Genomic DNA, 25,122 nt, shown 5'->3' with positions numbered 1-25,122 from the left:
AGCTGTTTTTTTAATGAGATAATTTAGCTAAATAATCATAATGTTCTCCTTCCATTAATAATTCCGACGCTATGCCATTTGCGAAAGCGGCATTTTGTAGTGTATTGTAATCTAAATATAACCAATCTAGAGGTGCTTCTTTTTCTCCTTTGTAAGAAATGTTGAAAGTGATTTCTCCATAATAATCATTTTCTGACGGAATCCATTTTCCGCCATCCTCATCTTCATCAAACATGTAAATAATATCCGAGCTGTCAATTAATATTTGCCCCCCCGGACTCAATAATGATTTTAATTGAGATAAAAATTTTGGTAACTTTTTTAATTTTCCACAAATACCAGTTCCATTCATTAATAATAAAATGGTGTCAAATTTTTCTCCTTCTAGATTCATGAAATCATGTACCCGTGCATCTTTTATTCCTCTTAATTTACAAGCTTCGATAGCTTTTATAGAAATATCGATAGCGGTAACTTCTAAATCTGGATTTTTTTGTAGGTACAAACTATGACTACCTGCGCCACAACCTATGTCAAGAACTTTTCCTTTCGCTAGTGATAAAGCATGTTGTTCGATTTTAGGCATTTCGTCGTGTGTTCTAAAGAGGTATGATACGCTCATTTCATCTTCTTCGGATATACTGGTCTCTGTAAGTAGGTCTTCAGGGGAATTATTTGTTTGATAATCAAGTATGGCTCTGCCAAAAAGGTCTTTCATAATATGTATTTCAAAATTGAAAATGGTTTAATCCCAGAACATTGTTTTAAAAGTGCTAGTTTTGTAAAAAAAAATAGATCATTTGAAACCTTCTTTAAACGAACTCGGGAAACTAGCCAAAGATACGCATATCGAAACCAAAAAGTATTTTGATAAGCTGAAAAAGAAAACGCCTAAAAAATTGGATTATGTAATGCAAGATATACATGACGCTGAATTTAAAAGGACAGATTGTTTAGATTGTGCTAATTGTTGTAAAACAACGGGACCGTTATTTACATCAGCAGATATTGAGCGTATTTCTAAATATCTAAAACAAAAACCACAGCAGTTTATAGAGCAATATTTGCGTATGGATGAGGAACAAGATTATGTATTGCAAACTGTTCCTTGTAATTTTCTAGATGCAGATAATTCTTGTTTCATATATGATGTCAGACCAAAAGCATGCAGGGAATTCCCTCATACTGATAGAAAGAAGTTTCAACAAATAACCGACTTAACGCTAAAAAACATACCTATTTGTCCAGCGGCATATAATATTGTTGAAGAAATGAAGAAAAAATTACCTCTATAATTTTATTTATAAATCAGGTATTTTGATCTTTTAATTTTAAAGTCTGTCAAGCCTTTTTTCCAGCTAGCTCTTATTGATTCTTCAGAAATATTATTTTTAATTTGTTCTTGTAGTTTTTTGGTACCGGCCAATTTTGTAAAAAATGAATTGAAGAATTTTGATTTATCGGCAGTGTTACTGTATGCTTTAATTAACCATTTAATTTCAAGTTGTTTTACTTTGGCTGTAGCCGCTAAATCTTCGCCATAACATGCTGTGCCGCTATAAACTGGGTTTTGGGCTCCAATGTTTGGTTTTGGTGTAAAGCTAAAATCGGTTTTTGGAAGATAAGGAGATCCGTATATTTGAAATTGTTTTTCTGTTCCACGCCCTACACTTACGTTGGAGCCTTCAAATAAACACAAACTTGCATATAAGTTTATAGCTTGATCATTTGGTAAATTTGGCGAGGGTTTTACAGGTAGGCTGTAAGGCATATTCCGGTTATAATTTGTACACGGAATTACGGTTAGTTTACATTGAGCGCCATTTTTTAACCATTTTTCACCGTTAATCATTTTACCATATTCTCCTATTGTCATCCCGTGTAGTAGTGGTATTGCGTGCATTCCTACAAAGCTGGAGTAGGCTTTTTCTAAAATAGGGCCGTCAACAATATTTCCATTTGGATTAGGTCTGTCTAAAATCATTAATTCTATATTGTTTTCTGCGCAAGCTTCCATTATATAATGTAATGAAGAGATGTAAGTGTAAAAACGGGCGCCTACATCTTGGAGGTCAAAAACCATAATGTCAATCCCAACAAGCTGTGCTGCTTTTGGTTTTTTATTATCCCCATACAATGATATAATCGAAAGTCCAGTTTTATTATCTTTCCCATCTAATAGGTGTTCACCAGCATCTGCAGTTCCTCTGAAACCGTGTTCTGGAGCAAAAATACTTTGAATTTTAATGTTTTTCGAAAGTAAAAAATCTACTAAGTGCGTTTTATTTGCAAGTATGCCTGATTGATTTGTTACCACGCCTATTTTTTTATTTCTTAATAGCGGCAAATACTCCTCAAAATTATCTGCACCAGTTCTTATGCTTAAATTTTTAACTAGCGTTTTTTCGGTTGTATCTGAAGTCAGCATCTCGTTACTCTCAATAGTGTCTTGTACCGCGCTGGTAACTGAGCTTTTTTTACCATCGATTAATCCTGAACAAGCAATCATAATGGATAACGGAATTAAAGTAATGGAGATTTTTTTTATAAATAGAATCATTTTTTTTGATGTAGAATAAGTTAGTGTAATTCGTGTTTTAGCTGTATTTTTGGAGCCAAATTAGAAACGCAATCAAATTGAATTTAGAATATTTCATAGCCAAAAGACTTGTAACTGCTAAAGATTATAAAAGTAGTATATCTGCGCCAATTATAAAAATTGCGATAGCTGCTATTGCTATCGGTATGGTAATGATGATCGTTTCAGTGGCAACTGGAATTGGGTTACAACAGAAAATTCGTGAGAAAATTGCTGCATTCAATGGGCACATTACAATTACTAATTACGATAGTAATCAATCTGACGCAACACTTACTCCAATTTCTAAAAACCAAAGTTTCTATCCTAAATTTACTAGCGTTCCTGGTGTAAGTCACATACAGGCTATTGCGAGCAAAGCAGGAATAATCAGAACCGAAAATGCTTTTGAGGGAATTATTTTCAAAGGAGTAGGTGCCGATTATAAATGGGATAATATAAAGGAATATCTCGTTGAAGGGAAATTGCCTGATTTTTCGAAAAATTTGAATGAGGATGTGGTTATTTCACAATTCTTAGCAAATAGATTGCATTTAAGAGTTGGTGATGCTTTTAATACTTTCTTTATGAAGGAAGGAGAGAATAAGTTACCTAATATTCGAAGGTTTAAAATTACGGGTATTTTTAATTCAGGTTTTCAAGAGTTTGACGCTACCTATATAGTAGGGGATATTCGTCACATGCAACGCATAAATAAATGGAAAGCTGATCAGGTAGGAGCGTTTGAAGTTTTTGTTAAAGATTTTGATCAAATAAAAGAGGTAGGTGATCAGGTTTATAAACAAACAAGTTCTACGCTGGATACAAAAACAATTATCGAAAAATACAGTTATATATTTGAGTGGTTGCAATTGTTTGATTTTAATATCATCGTCATATTAGTAGTAATGATTATTGTGGCAACAATAAATATGGTGGTAGCATTGTTAGTTTTAATTCTCGAACGCACACAAATGATAGGGATTTTAAAGGCATTGGGAGCTAATAACTGGACTGTGCGTAAAATATTTTTATATAACGCTTCGTATCTTATTTTACGTGGATTGTTTTGGGGTAATCTAATTGGAATTGTAATTTTGCTTATCCAGCAGTATTTTGGGGTAATAAAACTAAATCCTGAAAATTATTATGTAGACCAAGCACCTGTTTATATTAATTTAGGTTACATAGCACTATTGAATTTATTCACAATAACAGTTTGTTTTATTGTGCTGCTGATCCCGTCCTACATAATAACAAAGATTTCTCCAGTAAAAGCAATACGCTACGATTAGTTATTTATTTAATTTACAGGAGCTATTTCCTGCTATCCGCTACAATCTAGTTCGCCGAACACCGGCTCCCTAGGATTTTCACTACTATCAGGGCTAGGGGAGGAGTGGTGTGTTTGAATCAAGATTTTGCTACCATATATAAGGAGTAATTAGTTTATTCAAATTGCATTTAGGAATAAAAGATAATAACTGAACTAAGTTAAGAGGATTAGTAGCTTCTGCAAAGTCGCTCTTGACTGTAAAGGAGTTTAATGAAAGGTATTTTAAGCGAGTTGTAAGTCAGGGGAAATAATAAATAGGTTGTAAATCTAATAAAAACCCAATCTACAATAGTAATAATTCCTACTTTTACTCAAAACTGCACCAGCAGCTCTTTTTCAAAGATAAGATTTCCAGCAATTTAAAATTAAAGTTATAAAAACATTAAAAAAAGGCAATCAAAAGTATTGTTTAACGGAAAAGAGTCAGTACTTTTGCACCCGCAACAGCGAATAAGTTCTTTACATTATGGCAAGCAAAACGGAATAAGTTGAAAATTTATTTTCAGATTATTTTAAAAAAAGCTTGTGAGAAATAAAAGAGTTTATTACTTTTGCACCCGATTCGGGAAACATGTTTAACATGCAAACGAGGTTGAAAAAAAGATAAGAACACGTTCCTAGACATATTGAATTGACAGCCGTTTTAACAGAGATGTTAGAACAAAAGAATAAGAGTAATAGAATAGATAGATTAGAGTATAACCAATAGATCTTCAGTCAAAAATAAATAGCTTAGTAATAAGCAAATAATATACGATGAAGAGTTTGATCCTGGCTCAGGATGAACGCTAGCGGCAGGCTTAACACATGCAAGTCGAGGGGTAGTTATCTTCGGATAATGAGACCGGCGCACGGGTGCGTAACGCGTATGCAATCTACCTTTCACAGAGGGATAGCCCAGAGAAATTTGGATTAATACCTCATAGTATAGTAGTCTCGCATGAGATTACTATTAAAGATTTATCGGTGAAAGATGAGCATGCGTCCCATTAGTTAGTTGGTAAGGTAACGGCTTACCAAGACTACGATGGGTAGGGGTCCTGAGAGGGAGATCCCCCACACTGGTACTGAGACACGGACCAGACTCCTACGGGAGGCAGCAGTGAGGAATATTGGACAATGGGCGCAAGCCTGATCCAGCCATGCCGCGTGCAGGATGACGGTCCTATGGATTGTAAACTGCTTTTATACAGGAAGAAACACTGGTTCGTGAACCAGCTTGACGGTACTGTAAGAATAAGGATCGGCTAACTCCGTGCCAGCAGCCGCGGTAATACGGAGGATCCAAGCGTTATCCGGAATCATTGGGTTTAAAGGGTCCGTAGGCGGTCAGATAAGTCAGTGGTGAAAGCCCATCGCTCAACGGTGGAACGGCCATTGATACTGTCTGACTTGAATTATTAGGAAGTAACTAGAATATGTAGTGTAGCGGTGAAATGCTTAGAGATTACATGGAATACCAATTGCGAAGGCAGGTTACTACTAATATATTGACGCTGATGGACGAAAGCGTGGGTAGCGAACAGGATTAGATACCCTGGTAGTCCACGCCGTAAACGATGGATACTAGCTGTTGGGAGCAATCTCAGTGGCTAAGCGAAAGTGATAAGTATCCCACCTGGGGAGTACGAACGCAAGTTTGAAACTCAAAGGAATTGACGGGGGCCCGCACAAGCGGTGGAGCATGTGGTTTAATTCGATGATACGCGAGGAACCTTACCAAGGCTTAAATGTAGATTGACCGGTTTGGAAACAGACTTTTCGCAAGACAATTTACAAGGTGCTGCATGGTTGTCGTCAGCTCGTGCCGTGAGGTGTCAGGTTAAGTCCTATAACGAGCGCAACCCCTGTTGTTAGTTGCCAGCGAGTCATGTCGGGAACTCTAACAAGACTGCCAGTGTAAACTGTGAGGAAGGTGGGGATGACGTCAAATCATCACGGCCCTTACGCCTTGGGCTACACACGTGCTACAATGGACGGTACAGAGAGCAGCCACTGGGCAACCAGGAGCGAATCTACAAAACCGTTCTCAGTTCGGATCGGAGTCTGCAACTCGACTCCGTGAAGCTGGAATCGCTAGTAATCGGATATCAGCCATGATCCGGTGAATACGTTCCCGGGCCTTGTACACACCGCCCGTCAAGCCATGGAAGCTGGGGGTGCCTGAAGTCGGTGACCGCAAGGAGCTGCCTAGGGTAAAACTGGTAACTAGGGCTAAGTCGTAACAAGGTAGCCGTACCGGAAGGTGCGGCTGGAACACCTCCTTTCTAGAGCCTTAGTGTTAGCTAAGTATTGTTTTTAATGAATAAGTATTTATACTTAAGAATTAAGAATTAAGAAAAGCACGGTAGGGAAAGAGACGAAAAGAGACATTGGGGTCTGATTTAGAAGCTTTATTACTCTTGCTGTTAATTTAAAGAAATTGAATAAAAAATAATTTAAGAATAAGAGTGTCTCGTAGCTCAGCTGGTTAGAGTACTACACTGATAATGTAGGGGTCGACAGTTCGAGTCTGTCCGAGACAACTATTAAAAACTTAAAGGAAATTCTAGAGTTGAAAAGCAACAAAATTAGTGCTAGTCACTAATTACTGTTCACTAGTCACTCATGAAATTGGGGGATTAGCTCAGCTGGCTAGAGCGCCTGCCTTGCACGCAGGAGGTCAACGGTTCGACTCCGTTATTCTCCACAAATCCCCTCCTAACCTCCCCAAAGGGGAGGAACCCAGAGTAATCGGCTCTCCCCCTTCGGGGGAGTTGGAGGGGGATTAAAGTTCATTGACATATTGAGATAAGAAAAATATTAAAAGTAGAAAGCGTTTTTTACTAGAGATAGTAAAAGACAAAAAAAACGGTCTTAATTAACTTTAAGATTGGTACAATAAGCAAAATAAGGGCGTATGGGGGATGCCTTGGCTCTCAGAGGCGATGAAAGGCGTGATAAGCTGCGAAAAGTTACGGGGACAAGCACACATTGATTGATCCGTAAATACCTGAATGGGGCAACCCACTAGATTGAAGATCTAGTACACCTTCGGGTGGGCAAACCCGCTGAACTGAAACATCTAAGTAGGCGGAGGAGAAGAAAACAAAAGTGATTCCGTAAGTAGTGGCGAGCGAACGCGGATTAGCCCAAACCAATGTTGTTACGGCAATGTTGGGGTTGTAGGACCACGTTATTTGTTGCGGATAGAATTAGAATTTACTGGAAAGTAAAGCCAAAGAAGGTGATAGCCCTGTATAAGTAATAGAAGATAACAATAGTGGTATCCTGAGTAGGGCGGGACACGAGAAATCCTGTCTGAATTTGGCGGGACCATCCGCTAAGGCTAAATACTCCTGAGAGACCGATAGTGAACCAGTACCGTGAGGGAAAGGTGAAAAGAACCGTGAATAACGGAGTGAAATAGATCCTGAAACCATACGCTTACAAGCGGTCGGAGCCCTTTAGTGGGGTGACGGCGTGCCTTTTGCATAATGAGCCTACGAGTTAACGTTGCTGGCAAGGATAAGTGGTTAAGCCACGGATCCGTAGCGAAAGCGAGTCTGAATAGGGCGCTTTAGTCAGTAGTGTTAGACGCGAAACCGTGTGATCTACCCATGGACAGGTTGAAGCTTTGTTAACCCAAAGTGGAGGACCGAACCCGTTGACGTTGAAAAGTCTTGGGATGATCTGTGGGTAGGGGTGAAAGGCCAATCAAACTCGGAAATAGCTCGTACTCCCCGAAATGCATTTAGGTGCAGCGTTATGTTTAAAGTTATATAGAGGTAGAGCTACTGATTGGATGCGGGGGCTTCACCGCCTACCAATTCCTGACAAACTCCGAATGCTATATAATGTTTCGTAACAGTGAGGGCTTGGGTGCTAAGGTCCAAGTCCGAGAGGGAAAGAACCCAGACCATCAGCTAAGGTCCCCAAATATATACTAAGTTGAAAGAACGAGGTTTGTCTGCATAGACAGCTAGGATGTTGGCTTGGAAGCAGCCATTCATTTAAAGAGTGCGTAACAGCTCACTAGTCGAGCGGACGAGCATGGATAATAATCGGGCATAAGTATATTACCGAAGCTATGGATTTACAATTTATTGTAAGTGGTAGGGGAGCATTCTCACAGGGTAGAAGGTGTATCGTAAGGTATGCTGGACCGGTGAGAAAAGAAAATGTAGGCATAAGTAACGATAATGCGGGCGAGAAACCCGCACACCGAAAGACTAAGGTTTCCACAGCTATGCTAATCAGCTGTGGGTTAGTCGGGACCTAAGGCGAACCCGAAAGGGACAGTCGATGGACAACGGGTTAATATTCCCGTACTACTGTTAACTGTGATGGGGTGACGGAGTGATGAAAGTGCCGCGAACTGACGGAATAGTTCGTTGAAGTACCTACCTATAAGCTGCGCAGGCAAATCCACGCGGCTTGGGGAAATACGATAGTACTCGGCGTCTTCGGACAAAGAGATAGTGCACCTAAGGGCTTCCAAGAAAAACCTCTAAACTTCAGGTTAATAGTACCCGTACCGCAAACCGACACAGGTAGTCGAGATGAGAATTCTAAGGTGCTCGAGAGATTCATGGCTAAGGAATTAGGCAAAATAGACCCGTAACTTCGGGAGAAGGGTCGCCAGCAGCAATGCTGGCCGCAGTGAAGAGGTCCAGGCGACTGTTTATCAAAAACACAGGGCTCTGCAAAATCGTAAGATGAAGTATAGGGCCTGACACCTGCCCGGTGCTGGAAGGTTAAGTGGAGATGTTATCTTCGGAGAAGCATTGAAATGAAGCCCCAGTAAACGGCGGCCGTAACTATAACGGTCCTAAGGTAGCGAAATTCCTTGTCGGGTAAGTTCCGACCTGCACGAATGGTGTAACGATCTGGACACTGTCTCAGCCATGAGCTCGGTGAAATTGTAGTAGCGGTGAAGATGCCGCTTACCCGCAGTGGGACGAAAAGACCCTGTGCACCTTTACTATAGCTTAGTATTGACTTTGGACAAATGATGTGTAGGATAGGTTGGAGACTGTGAAGTGGCGTCGCTAGGCGTTGTGGAGTCATTGTTGAAATACAACCCTTTGTTTGTCTGAAGCCTAACCCCGCATTGCGGGGGACATTGCTTGGTGGGTAGTTTGACTGGGGTGGTCGCCTCCAAAAGAGTAACGGAGGCTTCTAAAGGTTCCCTCAGTACGCTTGGTAACCGTGCGTAGAGTGCAATGGCATAAGGGAGCTTGACTGAGAGACATACAGGTCGATCAGGTACGAAAGTAGAGCATAGTGATCCGGTGGTTCCGCATGGAAGGGCCATCGCTCAAAGGATAAAAGGTACGCCGGGGATAACAGGCTGATCTCCCCCAAGAGCTCATATCGACGGGGGGGTTTGGCACCTCGATGTCGGCTCGTCACATCCTGGGGCTGGAGAAGGTCCCAAGGGTTGGGCTGTTCGCCCATTAAAGTGGCACGCGAGCTGGGTTCAGAACGTCGTGAGACAGTTCGGTCTCTATCTACTGTGGGCGCAAGAAATTTGAGTGGATCTGATTCTAGTACGAGAGGACCGAATTGGACAAACCTCTAGTGTATCTGTTGTCACGCCAGTGGCATCGCAGAGTAGCTACGTTTGGAAGGGATAAGCGCTGAAAGCATATAAGCGCGAAACCCACCACAAGATGAGATTTCTTTTAAGGATCGTGGGAGATGACCACGTTGATAGGCTATAGATGTAAAGGCAGTAATGTCATAGTCGAGTAGTACTAATAATCCGTAAGCTTATGTACACCCTTTCCAGTGCACGAAAGTGCACTGGGGAAACTTTCTCCCTTCGACTTCGCTCAGTGCAAGTCAAGATTAATACTTTTTTCTTTATCTCAGTATGTTAAGATATTATGTAATTGTTCCCGATAGTATCGGGACCCCTTGCAAAACGACCTTAAGGTGGTTATTGCGGCGGGGCTCACCTCTTCCCATCCCGAACAGAGTAGTTAAGCCCGCCTGCGCAGATGGTACTGCAGTTATGTGGGAGAGTATGTCGTCGCCTTTCTTTAAAAACCCCTATCCTTATCGGATAGGGGTTTTTTGTTTTAAATTAATGATGCAGTTATGTGGGAGCCCTCCTGAAAGTTTTGGTATTAATCGGTGGTGTATTAAAAAGTGTGTGAAAGTTGTTTTTATTATTATTAATTCTTCAATCTTTCTAAAAACTGATAAGGGATAGACGTTGGATTTATATTCTTTTTCCATAGCCATTGATCTCATTAAAAAAGTACTGATTCTGAGCTTGGCATTGCTCCTCTCATTTTCAATACCCGCTTGTAATCTCGATTAAAACGTTCTATCCAGTTGGTTGATTAAATCATTCTCTGAATCGAAATTGGATAACTTAAATAGGTGAAATATGGGATCATAACGAAAATCTGTGGAGTGGAACATATTAAGCATATATATTAGTTAGTCTAAACAGGATGTATTCTATATTTCTAACACCTCTGAATTTTGATCTGAATGCTTTTATTTTGGCATTGAATATTCTGCAGAGGTATTAGTACTTCTATTGTCAAAATAATTTAATATGGTCTGATAATGATTTGTAATTGTATGAGAAATTGTGCCAAAAGATTTGAATCCGGATTGATCTACTTTTTCATGCCATTTGGCTAGTTTTGCAAACCCAATGATTTTGTCAGTTGTTTTTTCAAAAATAGTACTCAAGTCTTGTGTTAAATCGTATGCTTTTAAAATGTCTGGATATAGTTCAAACAATAAAGTGGCACGTTGCGTTTGGTTGTGCGTCCATCTTGATTTGTTTTTGTATAAGAAATAGCGACTTCTAGCGAGTAATTGCTTAAGTGTATCTCCATTTGAAAGTATTAGAGATTCGAAATTTGATTTTCTTTTTCAATACCATTATTTTCTTGATCGATAGCTTCCCAACGATATTTAATCCTGATTTCCTGTAAAGCCTTTGTAGTTAGTTTTTTAACATGAAATCGATCTGTAACACGAGTTGCATTAGGAAAATATTTTTTGGCAATCAAATTCATATTTCCCGCCATGTCTAAAGTTATTTCCTGAACTAGATTTCGTTTTTTAAGAGCGATTTTTTCTATAACTCCAATAACTTTATCGGCTTTAGTTCCTGCAATCATAGCTTCAATAGTTCCCTTTCTTCCTTTTCTAGATTTGTTAGTTAAAATAGTATAGAGTTCGCCATTTGAAAGTGAGGTTTCATCTACAGATAGATTCTTTCCGATGTTTTGCGGAAAAACAAGACATTTTTAGTATGTTTTATCCCAAGTTTTAAAATCACTTAAAAAGTCTTTGTATTGACATTGGAGGTTTCTACCAGAGACTCCATAGAAAGAAGAAATAGTGCTACAATTATTTGGACTAGAATCTATTGATCTCTTTTGAAAAAGACGCAAACTCTTGTGTTACACGAGTTCCGTCTGCTACTAAATTAATCCCGATAGCTATCGGTACTAAAAACAATTTTCCCCTGTGTCTTCATTAAGCCATCTTCTACGAGTGATATCAAGATATACTTTATGACCGCGGATTGGAAATTCTGGACTGTTATTTCATCGAAGAATCCTTTTGAACTTAATTTAAAAAGTCTGTATTCTTTGGGAATGGAATTTATCTCCTTCAAATACAAATGTAGTATCTCTTCTTCCTTTTTATAAGAAGTCATTTCAAAATATTCAACAATGATTTCAGGTAATAATAACTTGATTAGTTCGCTATATGAATCTTGCATTTGCTGGAATTTGGAAACACAAATATCTAGTTTTTAATATTTCCCCACAACTTTTTGTCTTGATCCCTTTTCAATTTTAATACTATTCATTTGTTACCCATGAATTGTTTCTTGCTTACCATAATTGGTAATTATCGACGTTTCATAAGTAATCCACTCTTGCCAGCGCTTCTCAACGTCTACATTTTCTGCATATTTTCTAGCAAATCCTAAAAAAGTAGTATAATGTCCCGCTTCACTCACCATCAAATCTCTATAAAATTTAGCTAATATAGGATCTTTAATGTTTTCTGAGAGTACTTTAAACCTTTCACAACTTCTTGCCTCTATCACAGCCGAAAATAGCAAACGCTCACATAAAGCATCGTTCCTACTTCCGTCTTTTTTCATGAATTTAAAAAGTTCATTAACATAGCTGTCTTTACGTTCTCGACCAAAGTTGAGTCCGCGTTCTTTTATAAGATCGTGCACCATTTTAAAATGCTCAATTTCTTCTTGAGCAATAATCATCAGCTCAGAAACTAATTCTTCCTTCTCCGAATTTTGAGTAATTAAACTTATCGCATTTGATGCTGCTTTTTGTTCGCACCAAGCGTGGTCTGTCAATATTTCTTCAATATTCGATTCTACTATATTTACCCATCTTGGGTCTGTCGCTAATTTTAATCCTAACATCTCCGTTCTTTTTGTTTTTTACAAAATTAGTGTTTTCTTTCTAATTAACTTGGATCCATTGCGGAATCAAAGTTGGATTATTTAGGGTGTGCCCCTCCAAAACCCCGAGAGCTATCGGGGTCGGGTCGGGCTATTCGTTTCAATCTTTTATGGGGTCAAGAAGCCCCATAAAAGGATTTCCGCTGCTATCCCTCACACGAAATCCCGCATATTAGATTGATTTGTCGGCAATAAAGGCGTTATAAAGCAGCTTAAACTCTTTAAGAATAGAAGAGTTTCAGCAAAATAGTCTTATTTTGCAACAATAATTTTATACTCAAAAAACAGTGCAATCACTTTTAATTATTGGTTTTGTTTGGCCTGAGCCCAATTCTTCAGCAGCTGGTGGAAGAATGATGCAATTAATAGCTCTATTTCAAGAACAGGGTTTCCAAATCACATTTGCAAGTCCAGCCCAGGACAGTGATTTCATGATTGATTTGAGTACGTATAATGTCGACAAAAAAAGTATTTTATTAAACTCACCTATTTTTGATACTTTCATCAAAGAACTCAATCCATCTGTAGTGTTGTTTGATCGTTTCATGATAGAAGAACAATTTGGCTGGCGCGTTGCTGATAGTTGTCCTGACGCTTTAAGGATTTTAGATACCGAAGATTTGCATTCTTTGCGATTGGCTAGGCAAAAAGCATTCAAAGAAAAACGTGTATTTAAAACCGAAGATTTAGTAGTAGAAGAAGTCGCAAAACGAGAAATAGCCAGTATTTTACGATGTGATTTGTCATTAATGATATCCCAATTTGAAATCGAATTATTAACGACTACTTTTAAAATAGATAGTGCATTACTGTATTATTTGCCTTTATTAGTGGAAAGTAGTGAAGTTCCAAAATTAGAACAGTTGTCCTTATTCAAAGAAAGGGAGAATTTTGTTTTTATAGGCAATTTTCTTCATGAGCCCAACTGGAATGCCGTGCAGTATCTAAAAGAAACAATTTGGCCCTTGATAAAAAAACAATTGCCTGATGAAGTTTTGAATGTGTACGGTGCTTATCCATCTCAAAAAGTAGTGCAACTAAATAATGTTAAGGAGGGTTTTTTAATTCGGGGTCGTGCTGTAGATGCTAGTGAAGTGGTGCGGCAAGCAAAGGTTGTTTTGGCTCCTTTGCGTTTTGGCGCTGGTATAAAAGGAAAATTGATTGAAGCGATGCAATGTGGTACGCCAAGTGTAACCACTTCCATTGGCGCTGAATCCATGCACGGCACATTAGTTTGGAATGGGTTTGTTGAAGACAGTCCTGAAGGTTTTGCAAACAAGGCAGTATTACTGTATCAAGAGGAACAATTGTGGCTTGATGCCCAAAAAAAGGGTTTAGATATCATAAATCAAAGGTATGTAAGAACACTTTTTGAGTTTGATTTTAAAGAACATATTGAAAGTTTACTGAATAATTTAAAACAACATCGATTGAATAACTTTTTAGGTGAATTACTGCAACATCATTCTTTAAGAAGTACCAAATACATGTCAAAGTGGATTGAAGAAAAAAATAAAATATTGTGATTTATTGTAAGTTATTTCTATTTTTACAGTTGAATATCAAAACCTTTATATGAAAAAAAATACTTTTGGGTTGTTGCTTATTTTGTTTGGTATCGCCGCAAGCGCACAAGAGATAAGCGTTGAAGAAAAAATGTATGGTGTCGAGCTTGGGATTGTAAAAGCAGATGTTTTTTATGAATTTAAGCTAGATAGAAAGTGGGCCTTACGCACAGAATTAGCTACGGAATTGAGTACATATACTTATTTCGATTGGGACACTGGGCTTACTAACGGAACTATTATCCCTGTAAGTGTGGTTGTTGAGCCCCGATTTTATTACGGGATCGATAGAAGAAATCGCTTAGGTAGAAACATTGCTCATAACAGTTCAAATTTTTTCTCATTAAAAACTTCGTTTTCTGCCAATCGAATACCAATTTATATAACTGAGGATAATAGTAGAATTGCTAACAGCATACTTGCTATTCCAACTTTTGGAATTAGACGTAGCTTTGCAAAGAATTTTAGTTATGAGTTTGCTTTTGGTTATGGTGTAAAATATAATATTTACAGCAACTCACATAGCTGCAATTGTGATCACTTAAATAGTTATACTGATCTACAGGCAAAAATTGGATATACATTTTAAAATGCGTATCTAATTTGGATATTTAATCTAAACGAAATCTTCCTCTTTAGCCCCGACTGAAGTGAAAATCCTTGTGGGTGCAACTTGCTATGCTTTGGGACACCCCACATGATACAGCGTCTAGAGGTAACTCAATTTCCTGATAAAAACTAAGCTTCTGCTTTTATTTCTGAAGACGATTTAAAATACAAAACCCCGTTAAGTCAAGACTTAACGGGGTTTGTTTATTATAATAACTCAGTAATTATGCAAGCATAGTCACTGGGTTTTCAATGTATTGTTTTAATGTTTGTAAGAACTGTGCTCCAGTTGCTCCATCGATTGTACGGTGGTCGCAAGCTAGTGAAAGCATCATTGTGTTTCCTACAACAATTTGACCGTTTTTAACCACTGGTTTCTCTACAATTGCTCCTACTGAAAGGATTGCAGAATTAGGTTGATTGATAATAGAATTAAATTCTACGATTCCAAACATTCCTAGGTTAGAAACAGTAAACGTACTTCCTTCCATTTCTGTAGGTAATAGTTTTTTGTTTTTAGCTCTTCCTGCTAAATCTCTTACGCTTCCGCCAATTTGTGACAAACTCATTGCATCTGTAAATTTCAATACAGGTACAACTAATCCATCTTCTACAGCAACCGCAACTCCAATATTCACATGGTGATTAATTGTGATTGCATCTTCTTTCCACTGAGAGTTGATTTTTGGGTGTTTCTTTAATGCCATTGCACATGCTTTGATAACCATGTCGTTAAAAGAAACTTTTATGTCAGGAACACTATTGATTATTGCTCTTGATTTCATAGCATCATCCATTGTAACTTCAATAGTTAAGTTGTAATGAGGTGCTGTGAATAAAGATTCGGCTAATCTTTTCGCAATGATTTTACGCATTTGCGAATTCTTAATTTCTTCTTTGAATACTTCTCCTGCTGGAACAAATACTTGTGGTGCAGCGGCAGGAGCGGCAGCAGTTTCAGTTTTTGCAGCTGAAGTAGCGGCAGCCTGTTGTGGAGCTGCTGTTGCTGGAGTGAAATTTTCGATATCACTTTTGATGATACGTCCGTTTTCACCAGAACCTTTAACTTGGTTTAATTGAATTCCTTTATCGCTAGCAATTTTCTTTGCTAATGGCGATGCTAAAATTCTTTTTCCATCTGTAGCTACTTCTTGTACAACTGGAGCAGCAGCTTCGGTTGTAGTTGCTTTCGGTGCTTCGGTAGTTGAACTAGTTTCTGTCTTTGCACCCGCTTTAAAGTTGGCTGCTATTCCTGAAACATCAGTTCCCGCAGGCCCGATGATGGCTAATAAACTATCAATTGGAGCTGCATTTCCTTCTTCGATACCAACGTACAATAATGTACCTTCGTTGAAAGATTCAAATTCCATAGTTGCTTTGTCTGTTTCAATTTCAGCAAGAATATCTCCTTCACTAATTTTGTCTCCTACTTTTTTCAGCCATGTGGCTACAGTTCCTTCGGTCATTGTATCGCTCAAGCGAGGCATAGTTACTACTACGACACCTTTAGGCAATTCAAAACTGTTTGCAGTAGCTGCCACTTCGTCCTTTTTAGTTTCTGTTTTTGGAGCTTCTTCAGTACTAGTCTCTTTTGCTTCAGCAGGAGCTGATCCTCCAGCAATTAATGCTGTAATATCTTCACCTTCTTCACCAATAATTGCTAATAAAGAATCAACTGGAGCAGTTTCTCCAGCTGGAATTCCAATATATAAAAGAGTTCCTTCATTGAAAGACTCAAATTCCATTGTTGCTTTGTCGGTTTCAATTTCAGCTAAGATATCACCTTCACTAATTTTGTCACCTACTTTTTTAAGCCAAGTCGCTACCGTTCCTTCCGTCATCGTATCGCTCAAACGAGGCATTGTAATAATTGTTGCCATAATTTATAGTTTATGAGGTATAAATGGATAGTTTTCTTGTTCGTATACTACGTCGTAAAGTTGTTGAATTGGAGGGTATTCCGACTCTTCAGCAAAATCCACACATTCTTGAACTAAAGTTTTAACTCTTTGCTCGATTGCATCAATTTCTTCTTCAGTAGCATATTTTTGATCTTTAATTACATCCAAAACTTGTGTAATAGGATCTATCTTTTTGTACTCTTCTACTTCTTCTTTCGAACGGTATAATTGAGCATCAGACATAGAGTGACCTCTGTATCTATATGTTTTCATTTCTAAGAAAGTAGGTCCATCACCACGTCTTGCTCTATCGATAGCTTCTGTCATAGCTTCTGCTACTTTTACAGGATTCATTCCATCTACAGGTCCACAAGGCATTTCGTACCCTAAACCTAATTTCCAGATATCTGTATGATTTGCCGTTCTCTCAACAGAAGTTCCCATAGCGTAACCGTTGTTTTCAACGATAAAAACTACTGGCAATTTCCATAACATAGCCATGTTAAAAGCTTCATGTAAGGAACCTTGACGTGCAGCACCATCACCAAAATAGGTCATTGTAACTCCACCAGTTTCAAAATATTTGTCAGCAAAAGCTAAACCAGCTCCTACAGGAATTTGCCCACCTACAATTCCGTGACCACCATAAAAACGGTGCTCTTTAGAAAATATGTGCATGGAACCACCCATACCTTTAGAGGTACCAGTAACTTTTCCTAATAATTCAGCCATTACTCTTTTTGGATCAACACCCATCCCAATAGGTTGAACGTGATTTCTATAAGCAGTAATCATTTTGTCTTTAGTTAAGTCCATTGCATGCAATGCACCTGCTAGAACCGCTTCTTGACCGTTATATAAGTGGAGGAAACCTCTAACTTTTTGTTGAATGTATAATGCTGCAAGTTTGTCTTCAAACTTTCTCCAAAGCAGCATGTCTTCGTACCACTTTAAATAAACCTCTTTTGTAACTTCTTTCATCTCAGTTGTCTTTTTTGCTAAAGTTTTTATTGTTCATCAATTACCCTCACGCAAAAAAGTTTCCTCCCACAAATTTGCGAATCGCAAAAATAAGACATTCAAGCTTAGAACTAAAATTTTAAAGCTAATTTTCTGATTTATTTATAAGAACTTTTTATCAAACATGAATGGTAGCAAGTTTTTAAGGGAATCCGACTTATAAATTGCGCCTATTTCTCCCATAAAGTAGATTTCGATAGGGGTTTCTTGACGAATTTCATATTCAGCTATAGATTGTCTACAAGATCCACATGGTGGAATAGGTGCTGAAGTTTGATTTGCATCAGAAGCAGCTGTGATTGCCATTTTTAATATTTTTGCATCAGGATAAACTGCACCTGCATGATAAATGGCTACGCGCTCTGCGCATAATCCTGATGGATAAGCAGCGTTTTCTTGATTAGAACCTAAAACTATTTTACCGTTATCAAGCAATAAAGCTGTTCCTACTCTAAAATTAGAATACGGCGCATAAGCATTTTTTCTAACTGCAACGGCTTGTTCCATTAAATCTTTTATTTCGGCTGGAAGTTCAGATACGGCATCATATACCGAAAATTGGGTGGTGATTGCTATTTGTTTCATTTTTTATAAAGGGAAAAAAAATCCAAATCTCATTTTACTGAAATTTGGATCTTTAATTTAAAAATTATTTTTGAGTGCTAATATACGTCATATTTGTCTCCAAAGTTAAACGTTAAAGAAAAACGTAAGGTATTTTCTAACGGATTCTTAACTTTTGATGTTGAGAATAAATAGGATACATCAACTTTTACTACATTGTATTTAAAACCAGCACCTAGAGAAAAGTATTTTCTAGCTCCTTTTAATACGTTCTCATTAAAATATCCAGCACGGAAAGCAAATGAATCTTGATACATGTACTCAGCACCTACAGCATAAGTTACTTCTTTTAGTTCTTCGCTAAAGCCGTTAGGAGCATCTCCAAAAGATTTAAAAATTCCAGAAGCCCACCCTATAGAACGATAGTCATCATTATTTTTACTTCTTTCTTCAGGAGTGATATCTCCATCACCATCTAGATCTGGATTTTGAGGTGTTGGAACTAATAATTTGTTAAATTCAACATTAACCGCCACTGTATTATAATCGTCTAAGATAAACTCAAAACCGGTTCCTATCTTTAGATTAGCAGGAATAAAGTTTGTGCTAAAATCATCTCTGTCGTAGCTTATTTTAGGACCTAAATTTTGAATATTAAAACCAGCTCTCCATCTTCCGTTAAACTCTGAATAAGCAATTTCTTCTGATTGATAAAAACCAGCTACATCAATTGCAAATGTTCCTGCTGAGCTTGCGTCTACAGTTTCGGAAGCTATTTTTAAATTGGAGCGTATGTACCTTCCGGCTACTGCCATAGAGAATTTTTCGCTTAATTTCAAGGAATACGATCCATCTAATGCAAATTCATTAGGAGATACCGTTTTAAAGTTTTCATTTGGATCAGAAGTTTGTCGAAGTTCAATGTCACCAAATCCAAAAAAACGAATACTTCCTGCAAAAGCACTACGGTCACTTATTTTGTTATAATAAGTCGCTTGTCCTAATGAAATATCATTAGCTAAATCAGTTAAATAAGGCGTGTAACTTACTGAAAAACCTTGCTTATCAGTCGAAAAAGCATATTTAGCAGGATTCCATTGTTGTGAAAATACATCAGCAGATGTTGCAACTCCTAAATCTGCCATACCTGCTGCTCTTGCATCTGCAGACACCATTAAAAAGGGCACCCCAGTTGTGATTACTCTTTCCTGTTGTGCATGAGTGTAGGAAATTCCAAGAAGGCAACTAATTGCAAATATTATTTTTTTCATTTTATTATAAAGATTCATTAAACAAATATAGGATTTTATTAAAGTATAACAAGTTTTTCGATTTTTTCAGCTTTTTTATTTGATAGGTTTGACTTTACTGTAAGCTTATAAATATAAACACCTTTTCCAATTTTATTTCCAAAATCATCTTTACCATTCCAAGTGATCTCTTTTGAAAGAAACCCTTCGGTTGTTATTATTTGATTTTTTGTCCAAACTACCTTTCCTGTTATAGTCATTACTTGAACTTGAACAGTTAAGGGCTCGTAGGGTCTATTATGGGTAAACCAAAACTCAGTGTAGTTTACAAATGGGTTGGGATAATTCAACACATGAGTTAAAGTTAGCCCTTCATCTGATACAACTACAAATTGAATTTCTAGTATTACAGGGTTATTATATACATCCCAGGCTTTGAACGTTACAGTATGTATTCCTGAGGCTAAGTTACGCAAAGGGAATCTTAAATTACCTTTGGTATAATCATCTACATCGGTTTGATAGTAGTCATTTAAGACATAAGGATTACTTACATCTCCATCTAAAATTGCTGTAATATCATGTCCAATTCCGCTTGCTGTATTTATTCCGTTTTCGTCTTCAAGATACGCAAGTAAAAAAGGGGAGCTATTTGTAATGCCACCCGAAACAAATGTTTCGTCATTCATATATAACTTTACTTTTGGGCTAATATTGTCTTGAGGTGCATTTTCATTTATTCCTCCTATTTTAATAGTTGTATCATAGCCAGTTTCATTCTCTAATGTTTTTTCTTTTTTGGCGTAAAAGCTAATTTTACCATTATCAAGCGGTATCCTAATATCTCTTGGTACAACAAAACTAAATTCAAATGCTCCATTTTTTACAGAAGCATTTCCTCTAAAAATAGTTTCACCTAATGTTTTAAAATCTATTGGAGGGCTATTTCCATCATTATTAAGTGTTTTTCTAGAAATCACTTTATCAAATATAGTAGCAGCAAGTGTCCCGTTGTAATTTGTAAGCAGTATGTTGTTTTCATCAGTGACTTCACCAGTAATTTTTATTTTTGCTAATGATTTAAAATCATCTGTAGTTTGTGTAACTGGAATATCATTTATTTTTGTGAGTCGGATTTTAGGTTGTGGAATCGCTAGTTTTAAAGCTGGGTCTCCTATGTAAAAAACTACATTTGTAGAGGAGTTAGGGTTACTGTTTTTAGATATTCTTAAAGCCTCGGCAATTGAGGTGTATTGATCGTTGTCATAACTAAATAAGTTTTCGGTCAGCGTGTCATTAAAGTTTTCGGCATTAAATTGTCCTATTGCTCTAATTGTGGTAATCATTGCAATAGCTCCACCTTTTGGGTTCCAATAAGTATATTCACCTGCGGTAGGTCTTGATGGATTATCAAAACGAGAGAATTCACATGTAATTGTTATAAATAAAGGGTACTTGTATTGGTTGTTTAAGTTTTGACCATCGGATTTCTCCCAGATTCTTTCAGATGATAAGCCATCTTCTCCACCATGACCTAGATAATTAAACACTAAAGCACCTTTTTCGAAAGCATCAAATAAGTCTGTTCTGGCTTTTGGATATCTAAATCCACCTGCGGAAGCTTCTTGAGAATAAGAGTCTAAAAGAATTTTATTGATATTAAAAAAAGGTTTTTTGGTAGTGATTAAGTCAGCCAGACTGTTTTGTCTGGATTGTAAATTAGCATCAAATGAAGCGTCAGAGTCATCAGCAATCATTACAAATTCGTTGCGCCAACTCCCGTAAGACGCTTCGTTGTGGTATTCAATGACTTTATTGACCATTTCTTCAGCTTGTTTAGAGTCATTAACAAGCATCCGTCCTACGGCAATATCAATTCCGCCAAAAAAAGAAGTTATATTCCCTTCGTTAGCATCCATTAGTCCGTAAAAATCGTCCGATGCAAAAGAAGCTTCTCCAGAAGAACTGCTATTAAGCGCGTGATAAATTGGAATTATATTATTGTTGTTAGCTGTTCGGTTTTTATAATCGAAAGAAGTGTCGCCAAATAAATTCACATATTTCACCTTTTTCTCGGTCGAAGATGCATTTTCATAAATATATTTTATACAGTTTCTTATTGCAGCAATATCTTGTTTACCTGACGAGAATTCTTCATAAATACTTTCTGCCGAAATAACTTTTACACTGAGGTTGTTGTTCATTCGATGAAAATCAGCTAATTTTTCAGCTTGCGTAAGTAGCGTATTTGGAGCTATAATAATATAATCAATGTCTTGGAATTGTCCTTGTTTATTTTTAAGTATTGTTCCCTTAATATTTTGATTAGCTACTTTTGACCTTCCATCTTTAAAGGGAGTGTAATAATCACCTTGATCTACGGCAACGTATTTTCTTACTTCACCTAAAACACTTTTAAAAGAAAAATTATCTTGATTTAAGTTGGTTATTTTAGATACATTATAAATATCAGTTACATCCCAAATTTGATTGATTAGTGAAGCATTAGAAAAAGCATATCTTGCGATCGCTAAGGAGTTTCCTGCTAAATCATATTGAAAAGGAAATTGTTTACCGTAGCCTTGAAGTTTTCTTTTGGCAACTAATCTTATATTGTCAAGATAGCCTTTTGATCCTGGAACGCCGTTGTTGTTATATATGATTTTAATTTTAGTATCTTCAGATCCATTAAAAGTGCTGCTGCTTGATAAAGAGCGTACGTAAAACTCAGTATCAGTATTGGTGTTTAAAGCAGGAAAAGTAATTGTACCAATGTTTTGTCCACTCGAAGTGATCAAAAAGCTTGTTGGGGTATATGCAGCAGCAGCGGCGGTAACTTCTATTTTTATAGGTATGCTGCTATCTAAATTTGGAAAATTAAAATTAAATTCTTGTTCTTGATTAATGTCAAATGCCTCACCAAACCATTGCCTGCCTAAATGGGCAATATTTATATTGTCTTGCTCATGAAACTGATGGTCATCATAATTTATTAAATCTATTGTAGCATTACCGCTAGGCTGCGTTTTTTCAGGAATTCGTTTCCCATTACTTGATGCTACGGTAATATAGTAATAGGATTTACTGTCGTATAAATTGTTATTGGTTTGGCTTTCATCATTCCAAGTATCAACTCCTTCTGCATAAAAAAGAATATAGTCATTTGAGTCAAAAGCTCCGTCTTCCTCACCAATAATTTGTATCGCGTTTTCGGTTAAGTCATTTGGATACCTTATGTTATTTGACAATGGAAGCATACGTCCTCCATTGCCATAGATTTTAATTCTTTTAGGATCAATCGAGTTTATATTCATTCCTAAATCTTGTAAAAAGGTTTTAGAAACTTTATAAACACCAGATTTTTCTACATAAAAGCGGTACCATTCTGAATTTGAAAGAACTGAATTACTAATAATATTTTGAAACCTATTTGTATTTTGATTTGAAGAATAACTTTTTTTATTAATTGTATATGAAAATGACATTACGCGCTTAATTACGTTTTGATCCCTGATTATAGGATTTATGGTAAGAAATGATTGAGAAACACTTCTAGAAACACTATTTGTGATTCTCGGGTACAACTGTGTTGTTATATTTTCTATAGGTAAATCTCCAAGTTGATTGCTTGTAGTATTTTCAAAAACTACATTACTAATAATTATATCACTGTCGTTTAATGGAAATTGCGTGTTGGTATTTATAGTAAAAAATAATTTTTGTTGATTAAAATCATAAAAATATTCTTTACCTGCAAACTGAGGTATGTTAAAATTATTTTCACCAAAAAAAGTTTTTTTATTCTCTGACCAATGAATATTTATATCAATTTTGGGTTGCGCAAAAGAATCAAAACAAATGAGTAATAGGTAAATAATTAGTAATTTTCTCATTATTTTTTCGTTCTAATATTTTTTTTACATGATATATGAGCAAAAATAAATCATTTAATATAAAAGTAAATAATAAATTGTATAATTTCGCGTTTTGAAATGTATAATTTATGTTATAAGTTTCAAAAATTTAAAATTATTCAAAACCGCATTGCATGTTAATGGTTAATTATTATATTGCGGCACCAAATCATTACCTTTAAAATATTATGAAAGTAAACAAATTTATGGCCTTAAGATTGATGTTATCTATGATGATGGTCTTAGGTTTTGCTAGCTGTAGCAAGAAATCTAGTTCAAGTAACACATCAAGAGCTACTGGTTGGAATGTAGATGGAAAAAAAGCTTCTACTAAACAAGAAGCAGGTCCAGGTTTAGTTTTTGTAGAAGGAGGAACTTTTACAATGGGAAAAGTTCAGGATGATGTTATGCATGATTGGAACAATACTCCAACTCAGCAACACATTCAATCATTCTATATGGATGAAACTGAGGTGACAAACTTAATGTATTTAGAGTATTTAGAGTATTTAAAAAGTGTTTTTCCTCCAAGTGATGAAAGATACAGACATATTTACGAAGGTGCTTCTCCAGATACTTTAGTATGGAGAAACAGGTTAGGATATAATGAAACAATGACTAATAACTATTTGAGACATCCTGCTTATGGAAATTACCCTGTAGTTGGTGTAAATTGGATTCAGGCAGTAGAATTTAGTAAGTGGAGAACTGACCGTGTAAATGAAGCTATTCTTGAGAAAAAAGGTTTCTTGAAGAAAGATGCTAAAACCGATGATGTTACTGCTGAAAGTTCTTTTAGTACTGAGACATATTTAATTGCTCCAACATTAACTTACGGAGGTAGTGAAGATTTAGTTTTAAAAAGAAAAGATGCTAGAAAAGCACCTAAACCAGGAAAAGATGGAAATGTAACTGAAGAAAAAAATGTATATGCACAACGTTCTTCAGGTGTTGTTTTACCAGAATATAGATTACCTACTGAAGCAGAATGGGAATACGCAGCTGCGGCAGATGTGGGACAAAGAGAATATAATATCTACAAAGGTCAAAAGAAATATCCATGGTCAGGTGAATACACTCGTTCAAGTAAAAGACAGACTAAAGGTGATCAATTAGCTAACTTTAAACAAGGTAATGGAGATTATGGTGGTATCGCAGGGTGGTCTGATGATGGTGCTGATATTACTAACGAAGTAAAAAAATATCCAGCTAATGATTTTGGGTTATATGATATGGCAGGAAACGTTGCTGAATGGGTAGCGGATGTTTACAGACCTATTGTTGATAATGAAGCAAATGACTTTAATTACTTTAGAGGTAACCGTTATACTAAAAACAAAATTGGAAAAGACGGAAAAGTAGAAATTGTTACATTAGAAACAATGAAAAGAGATACTTTAAGTAATGGTAAAATTATTGTTAGAAACTTACCTGGAGATATAGCTCAGGTTCCTGTTGATGAAAATGAAACTTATTTAAGACAAAACTTTTCTAAAAGTGATAATATAAACTATAGGGATGGAGATAAACAATCTTCTAAATATTATGATTTTGGTGCATCAGAATCTGATGAGAATAAAACATCAGCAACAAAAAAGATGTATAATTCTCCTAAACATAATGTTACTACAGACAGCTTAGGTGGAATGGTTAGAAAGTATGACAGATCAAGTGCGAGAACTACTTTAATAAATGATGATGTACGTGTTTATAAAGGAGGCTCTTGGAGAGATAGAGCATATTGGTTAGATCCAGCACAAAGAAGATACTATCCTCAAGATATGGCTACTGACTACATTGGTTTTAGATGTGCTATGTCTAGAGTAGGACCAAAAGCAGATAGAAGAAGATCTCCTAGAAACTAAATTTAAAATATAATTTTTGATAAAAAGCCCTTTAATTAGGGCTTTTGTCTTATAACACCTTTTTA

General features: G+C 36.6%; 16 protein-coding genes, 2 tRNA genes and 3 rRNA genes. 10 read left to right on the top strand and 11 right to left on the bottom strand.

Features of this window, described 5'->3' with window-relative positions; all coding sequences use genetic code 11:
• Positions 1 to 10: 10 nt before the first annotated feature.
• On the bottom strand, positions 11 to 718 hold the full coding sequence (locus ACVEGE_RS04585) for a class I SAM-dependent methyltransferase (protein WP_192501176.1): 708 nt from the start codon (positions 716 to 718) through the stop codon (positions 11 to 13).
• 82 nt (positions 719 to 800) lie between these two features.
• Here ACVEGE_RS04585 and ACVEGE_RS04580 point away from each other — a divergent pair, with 82 nt between their 5' ends.
• Positions 801 to 1,295: a YkgJ family cysteine cluster protein gene (locus tag ACVEGE_RS04580; protein ID WP_173853712.1), complete on the top strand. Its 495-nt coding sequence runs from the start codon at positions 801 to 803 to the stop codon at positions 1,293 to 1,295.
• Positions 1,296 to 1,297: 2 nt separating this feature from the next.
• Here the strand turns inward: ACVEGE_RS04580 and ACVEGE_RS04575 are convergent, their stop codons facing one another.
• Entirely contained in the window at positions 1,298 to 2,560 is a 1,263-nt protein-coding gene (locus ACVEGE_RS04575) for an exo-beta-N-acetylmuramidase NamZ family protein (RefSeq protein ID WP_370566987.1), read from the bottom strand.
• 77 nt (positions 2,561 to 2,637) lie between these two features.
• Between ACVEGE_RS04575 and ACVEGE_RS04570 the strand changes: the two genes are divergently transcribed.
• The 6 genes from ACVEGE_RS04570 to rrf all read left to right on the top strand — a co-directional run bounded on the left by ACVEGE_RS04570 (position 2,638) and on the right by rrf (position 9,939).
• Complete coding sequence (locus ACVEGE_RS04570; protein WP_173853714.1) at positions 2,638 to 3,873, top strand: ABC transporter permease; 1,236 nt, start codon at positions 2,638 to 2,640, stop codon at positions 3,871 to 3,873.
• A gap of 794 nt (positions 3,874 to 4,667) precedes the next feature.
• Positions 4,668 to 6,181, top strand: a 16S ribosomal RNA gene (locus ACVEGE_RS04565).
• Positions 6,182 to 6,365: 184 nt separating this feature from the next.
• Positions 6,366 to 6,439: transfer RNA gene (locus ACVEGE_RS04560), tRNA-Ile, on the top strand.
• Positions 6,440 to 6,529: 90 nt separating this feature from the next.
• Positions 6,530 to 6,603 (top strand) — tRNA-Ala (locus ACVEGE_RS04555).
• A gap of 189 nt (positions 6,604 to 6,792) precedes the next feature.
• Positions 6,793 to 9,676: ribosomal RNA gene (locus ACVEGE_RS04550) — 23S ribosomal RNA — on the top strand.
• 153 nt (positions 9,677 to 9,829) lie between these two features.
• Positions 9,830 to 9,939 (top strand): 5S ribosomal RNA (gene rrf / locus ACVEGE_RS04545).
• Together the 16S, 23S and 5S rRNA genes with 2 tRNA genes alongside form the textbook arrangement of a ribosomal RNA operon.
• A 467-nt stretch (positions 9,940 to 10,406) precedes the next feature.
• Here rrf and ACVEGE_RS04540 read toward each other — a convergent pair.
• The 4 genes from ACVEGE_RS04540 to miaE all read right to left on the bottom strand — a co-directional run bounded on the left by ACVEGE_RS04540 (position 10,407) and on the right by miaE (position 12,330).
• Positions 10,407 to 10,766 (bottom strand): transposase, encoded by a 360-nt coding sequence (locus tag ACVEGE_RS04540; protein WP_370566974.1) that lies wholly within the window; start codon positions 10,764 to 10,766, stop codon positions 10,407 to 10,409.
• Positions 10,766 to 11,092, bottom strand: coding sequence for a transposase (locus ACVEGE_RS04535; RefSeq protein WP_370566973.1), 327 nt, complete (start codon positions 11,090 to 11,092; stop codon positions 10,766 to 10,768). The genes ACVEGE_RS04540 and ACVEGE_RS04535 overlap by 1 nt, the downstream gene beginning before the upstream one ends.
• 263 nt (positions 11,093 to 11,355) lie before the next feature.
• The gene (locus tag ACVEGE_RS04530) at positions 11,356 to 11,589 is read right to left on the bottom strand and encodes a hypothetical protein (protein ID WP_458008649.1); all 234 of its coding nucleotides are present in this window, start codon (positions 11,587 to 11,589) and stop codon (positions 11,356 to 11,358) included.
• Between the two features lie 159 nt (positions 11,590 to 11,748).
• Positions 11,749 to 12,330, bottom strand: a complete 582-nt coding sequence (miaE, locus tag ACVEGE_RS04525) for a tRNA-(ms[2]io[6]A)-hydroxylase (RefSeq protein WP_192500746.1) — start codon at positions 12,328 to 12,330, stop codon at positions 11,749 to 11,751.
• A 326-nt stretch (positions 12,331 to 12,656) separates the two neighbouring features.
• Between miaE and ACVEGE_RS04520 the strand changes: the two genes are divergently transcribed.
• The gene (locus tag ACVEGE_RS04520) at positions 12,657 to 13,895 is read left to right on the top strand and encodes a glycosyltransferase (RefSeq protein ID WP_370566972.1); all 1,239 of its coding nucleotides are present in this window, start codon (positions 12,657 to 12,659) and stop codon (positions 13,893 to 13,895) included.
• 49 nt (positions 13,896 to 13,944) lie between these two features.
• On the top strand, positions 13,945 to 14,523 hold the full coding sequence (locus ACVEGE_RS04515) for a hypothetical protein (protein WP_173856637.1): 579 nt from the start codon (positions 13,945 to 13,947) through the stop codon (positions 14,521 to 14,523).
• A gap of 244 nt (positions 14,524 to 14,767) precedes the next feature.
• Here the strand turns inward: ACVEGE_RS04515 and ACVEGE_RS04510 are convergent, their stop codons facing one another.
• The 5 genes from ACVEGE_RS04510 to porU all read right to left on the bottom strand — a co-directional run bounded on the left by ACVEGE_RS04510 (position 14,768) and on the right by porU (position 23,171).
• Positions 14,768 to 16,423, bottom strand: coding sequence for a pyruvate dehydrogenase complex dihydrolipoamide acetyltransferase (locus tag ACVEGE_RS04510; RefSeq protein ID WP_173856638.1), 1,656 nt, complete (start codon positions 16,421 to 16,423; stop codon positions 14,768 to 14,770).
• Positions 16,424 to 16,426: 3 nt separating this feature from the next.
• The gene (gene pdhA, locus ACVEGE_RS04505) at positions 16,427 to 17,425 is read right to left on the bottom strand and encodes a pyruvate dehydrogenase (acetyl-transferring) E1 component subunit alpha (protein ID WP_173854712.1); all 999 of its coding nucleotides are present in this window, start codon (positions 17,423 to 17,425) and stop codon (positions 16,427 to 16,429) included.
• Positions 17,426 to 17,566: 141 nt separating this feature from the next.
• Positions 17,567 to 18,049, bottom strand: coding sequence for a cytidine deaminase (locus tag ACVEGE_RS04500; RefSeq protein ID WP_173854711.1), 483 nt, complete (start codon positions 18,047 to 18,049; stop codon positions 17,567 to 17,569).
• A 77-nt stretch (positions 18,050 to 18,126) separates the two neighbouring features.
• Positions 18,127 to 19,299, bottom strand: coding sequence for a type IX secretion system outer membrane channel protein PorV (gene porV, locus ACVEGE_RS04495; RefSeq protein WP_173856639.1), 1,173 nt, complete (start codon positions 19,297 to 19,299; stop codon positions 18,127 to 18,129).
• A 38-nt stretch (positions 19,300 to 19,337) separates the two neighbouring features.
• Positions 19,338 to 23,171: a type IX secretion system sortase PorU gene (porU, locus tag ACVEGE_RS04490; protein ID WP_192500745.1), complete on the bottom strand. Its 3,834-nt coding sequence runs from the start codon at positions 23,169 to 23,171 to the stop codon at positions 19,338 to 19,340.
• Positions 23,172 to 23,380: 209 nt separating this feature from the next.
• On the opposite strand from porU, the gene gldJ reads away from it, so the two are divergent.
• On the top strand, positions 23,381 to 25,057 hold the full coding sequence (gene gldJ / locus ACVEGE_RS04485) for a gliding motility lipoprotein GldJ (protein WP_173856641.1): 1,677 nt from the start codon (positions 23,381 to 23,383) through the stop codon (positions 25,055 to 25,057).
• Positions 25,058 to 25,122: the final 65 nt, after the last annotated feature.

Source organism: Flavobacterium sp. PL002 (assembly GCF_054165825.1).
The sequence above is the reverse complement of the archived record's forward strand: the minus strand, read 5'-3'. Positions and strand labels throughout refer to the sequence as shown.

Excerpts from the sequence above, each read along its gene's own strand:
- porU (WP_192500745.1), bottom strand. The coding sequence starts at position 23,171 with ATGAGAAAATTACTAATTATTTACCTATTACTCATTTGTTTTGATTCT.
- ACVEGE_RS04515 (WP_173856637.1), top strand. The coding sequence starts at position 13,945 with ATGAAAAAAAATACTTTTGGGTTGTTGCTTATTTTGTTTGGTATCGCC.
- ACVEGE_RS04500 (WP_173854711.1), bottom strand. The coding sequence starts at position 18,049 with ATGAAACAAATAGCAATCACCACCCAATTTTCGGTATATGATGCCGTA.
- ACVEGE_RS04575 (WP_370566987.1), bottom strand. The coding sequence starts at position 2,560 with ATGATTCTATTTATAAAAAAAATCTCCATTACTTTAATTCCGTTATCC.
- porV (WP_173856639.1), bottom strand. The coding sequence starts at position 19,299 with ATGAAAAAAATAATATTTGCAATTAGTTGCCTTCTTGGAATTTCCTAC.
- gldJ (WP_173856641.1), top strand. The coding sequence starts at position 23,381 with ATGAAAGTAAACAAATTTATGGCCTTAAGATTGATGTTATCTATGATG.
- ACVEGE_RS04510 (WP_173856638.1), bottom strand. The coding sequence starts at position 16,423 with ATGGCAACAATTATTACAATGCCTCGTTTGAGCGATACGATGACGGAA.
- pdhA (WP_173854712.1), bottom strand. The coding sequence starts at position 17,425 with ATGAAAGAAGTTACAAAAGAGGTTTATTTAAAGTGGTACGAAGACATG.
- ACVEGE_RS04530 (WP_458008649.1), bottom strand. The coding sequence starts at position 11,589 with ATGACTTCTTATAAAAAGGAAGAAGAGATACTACATTTGTATTTGAAG.
- miaE (WP_192500746.1), bottom strand. The coding sequence starts at position 12,330 with ATGTTAGGATTAAAATTAGCGACAGACCCAAGATGGGTAAATATAGTA.
- ACVEGE_RS04585 (WP_192501176.1), bottom strand. The coding sequence starts at position 718 with ATGAAAGACCTTTTTGGCAGAGCCATACTTGATTATCAAACAAATAAT.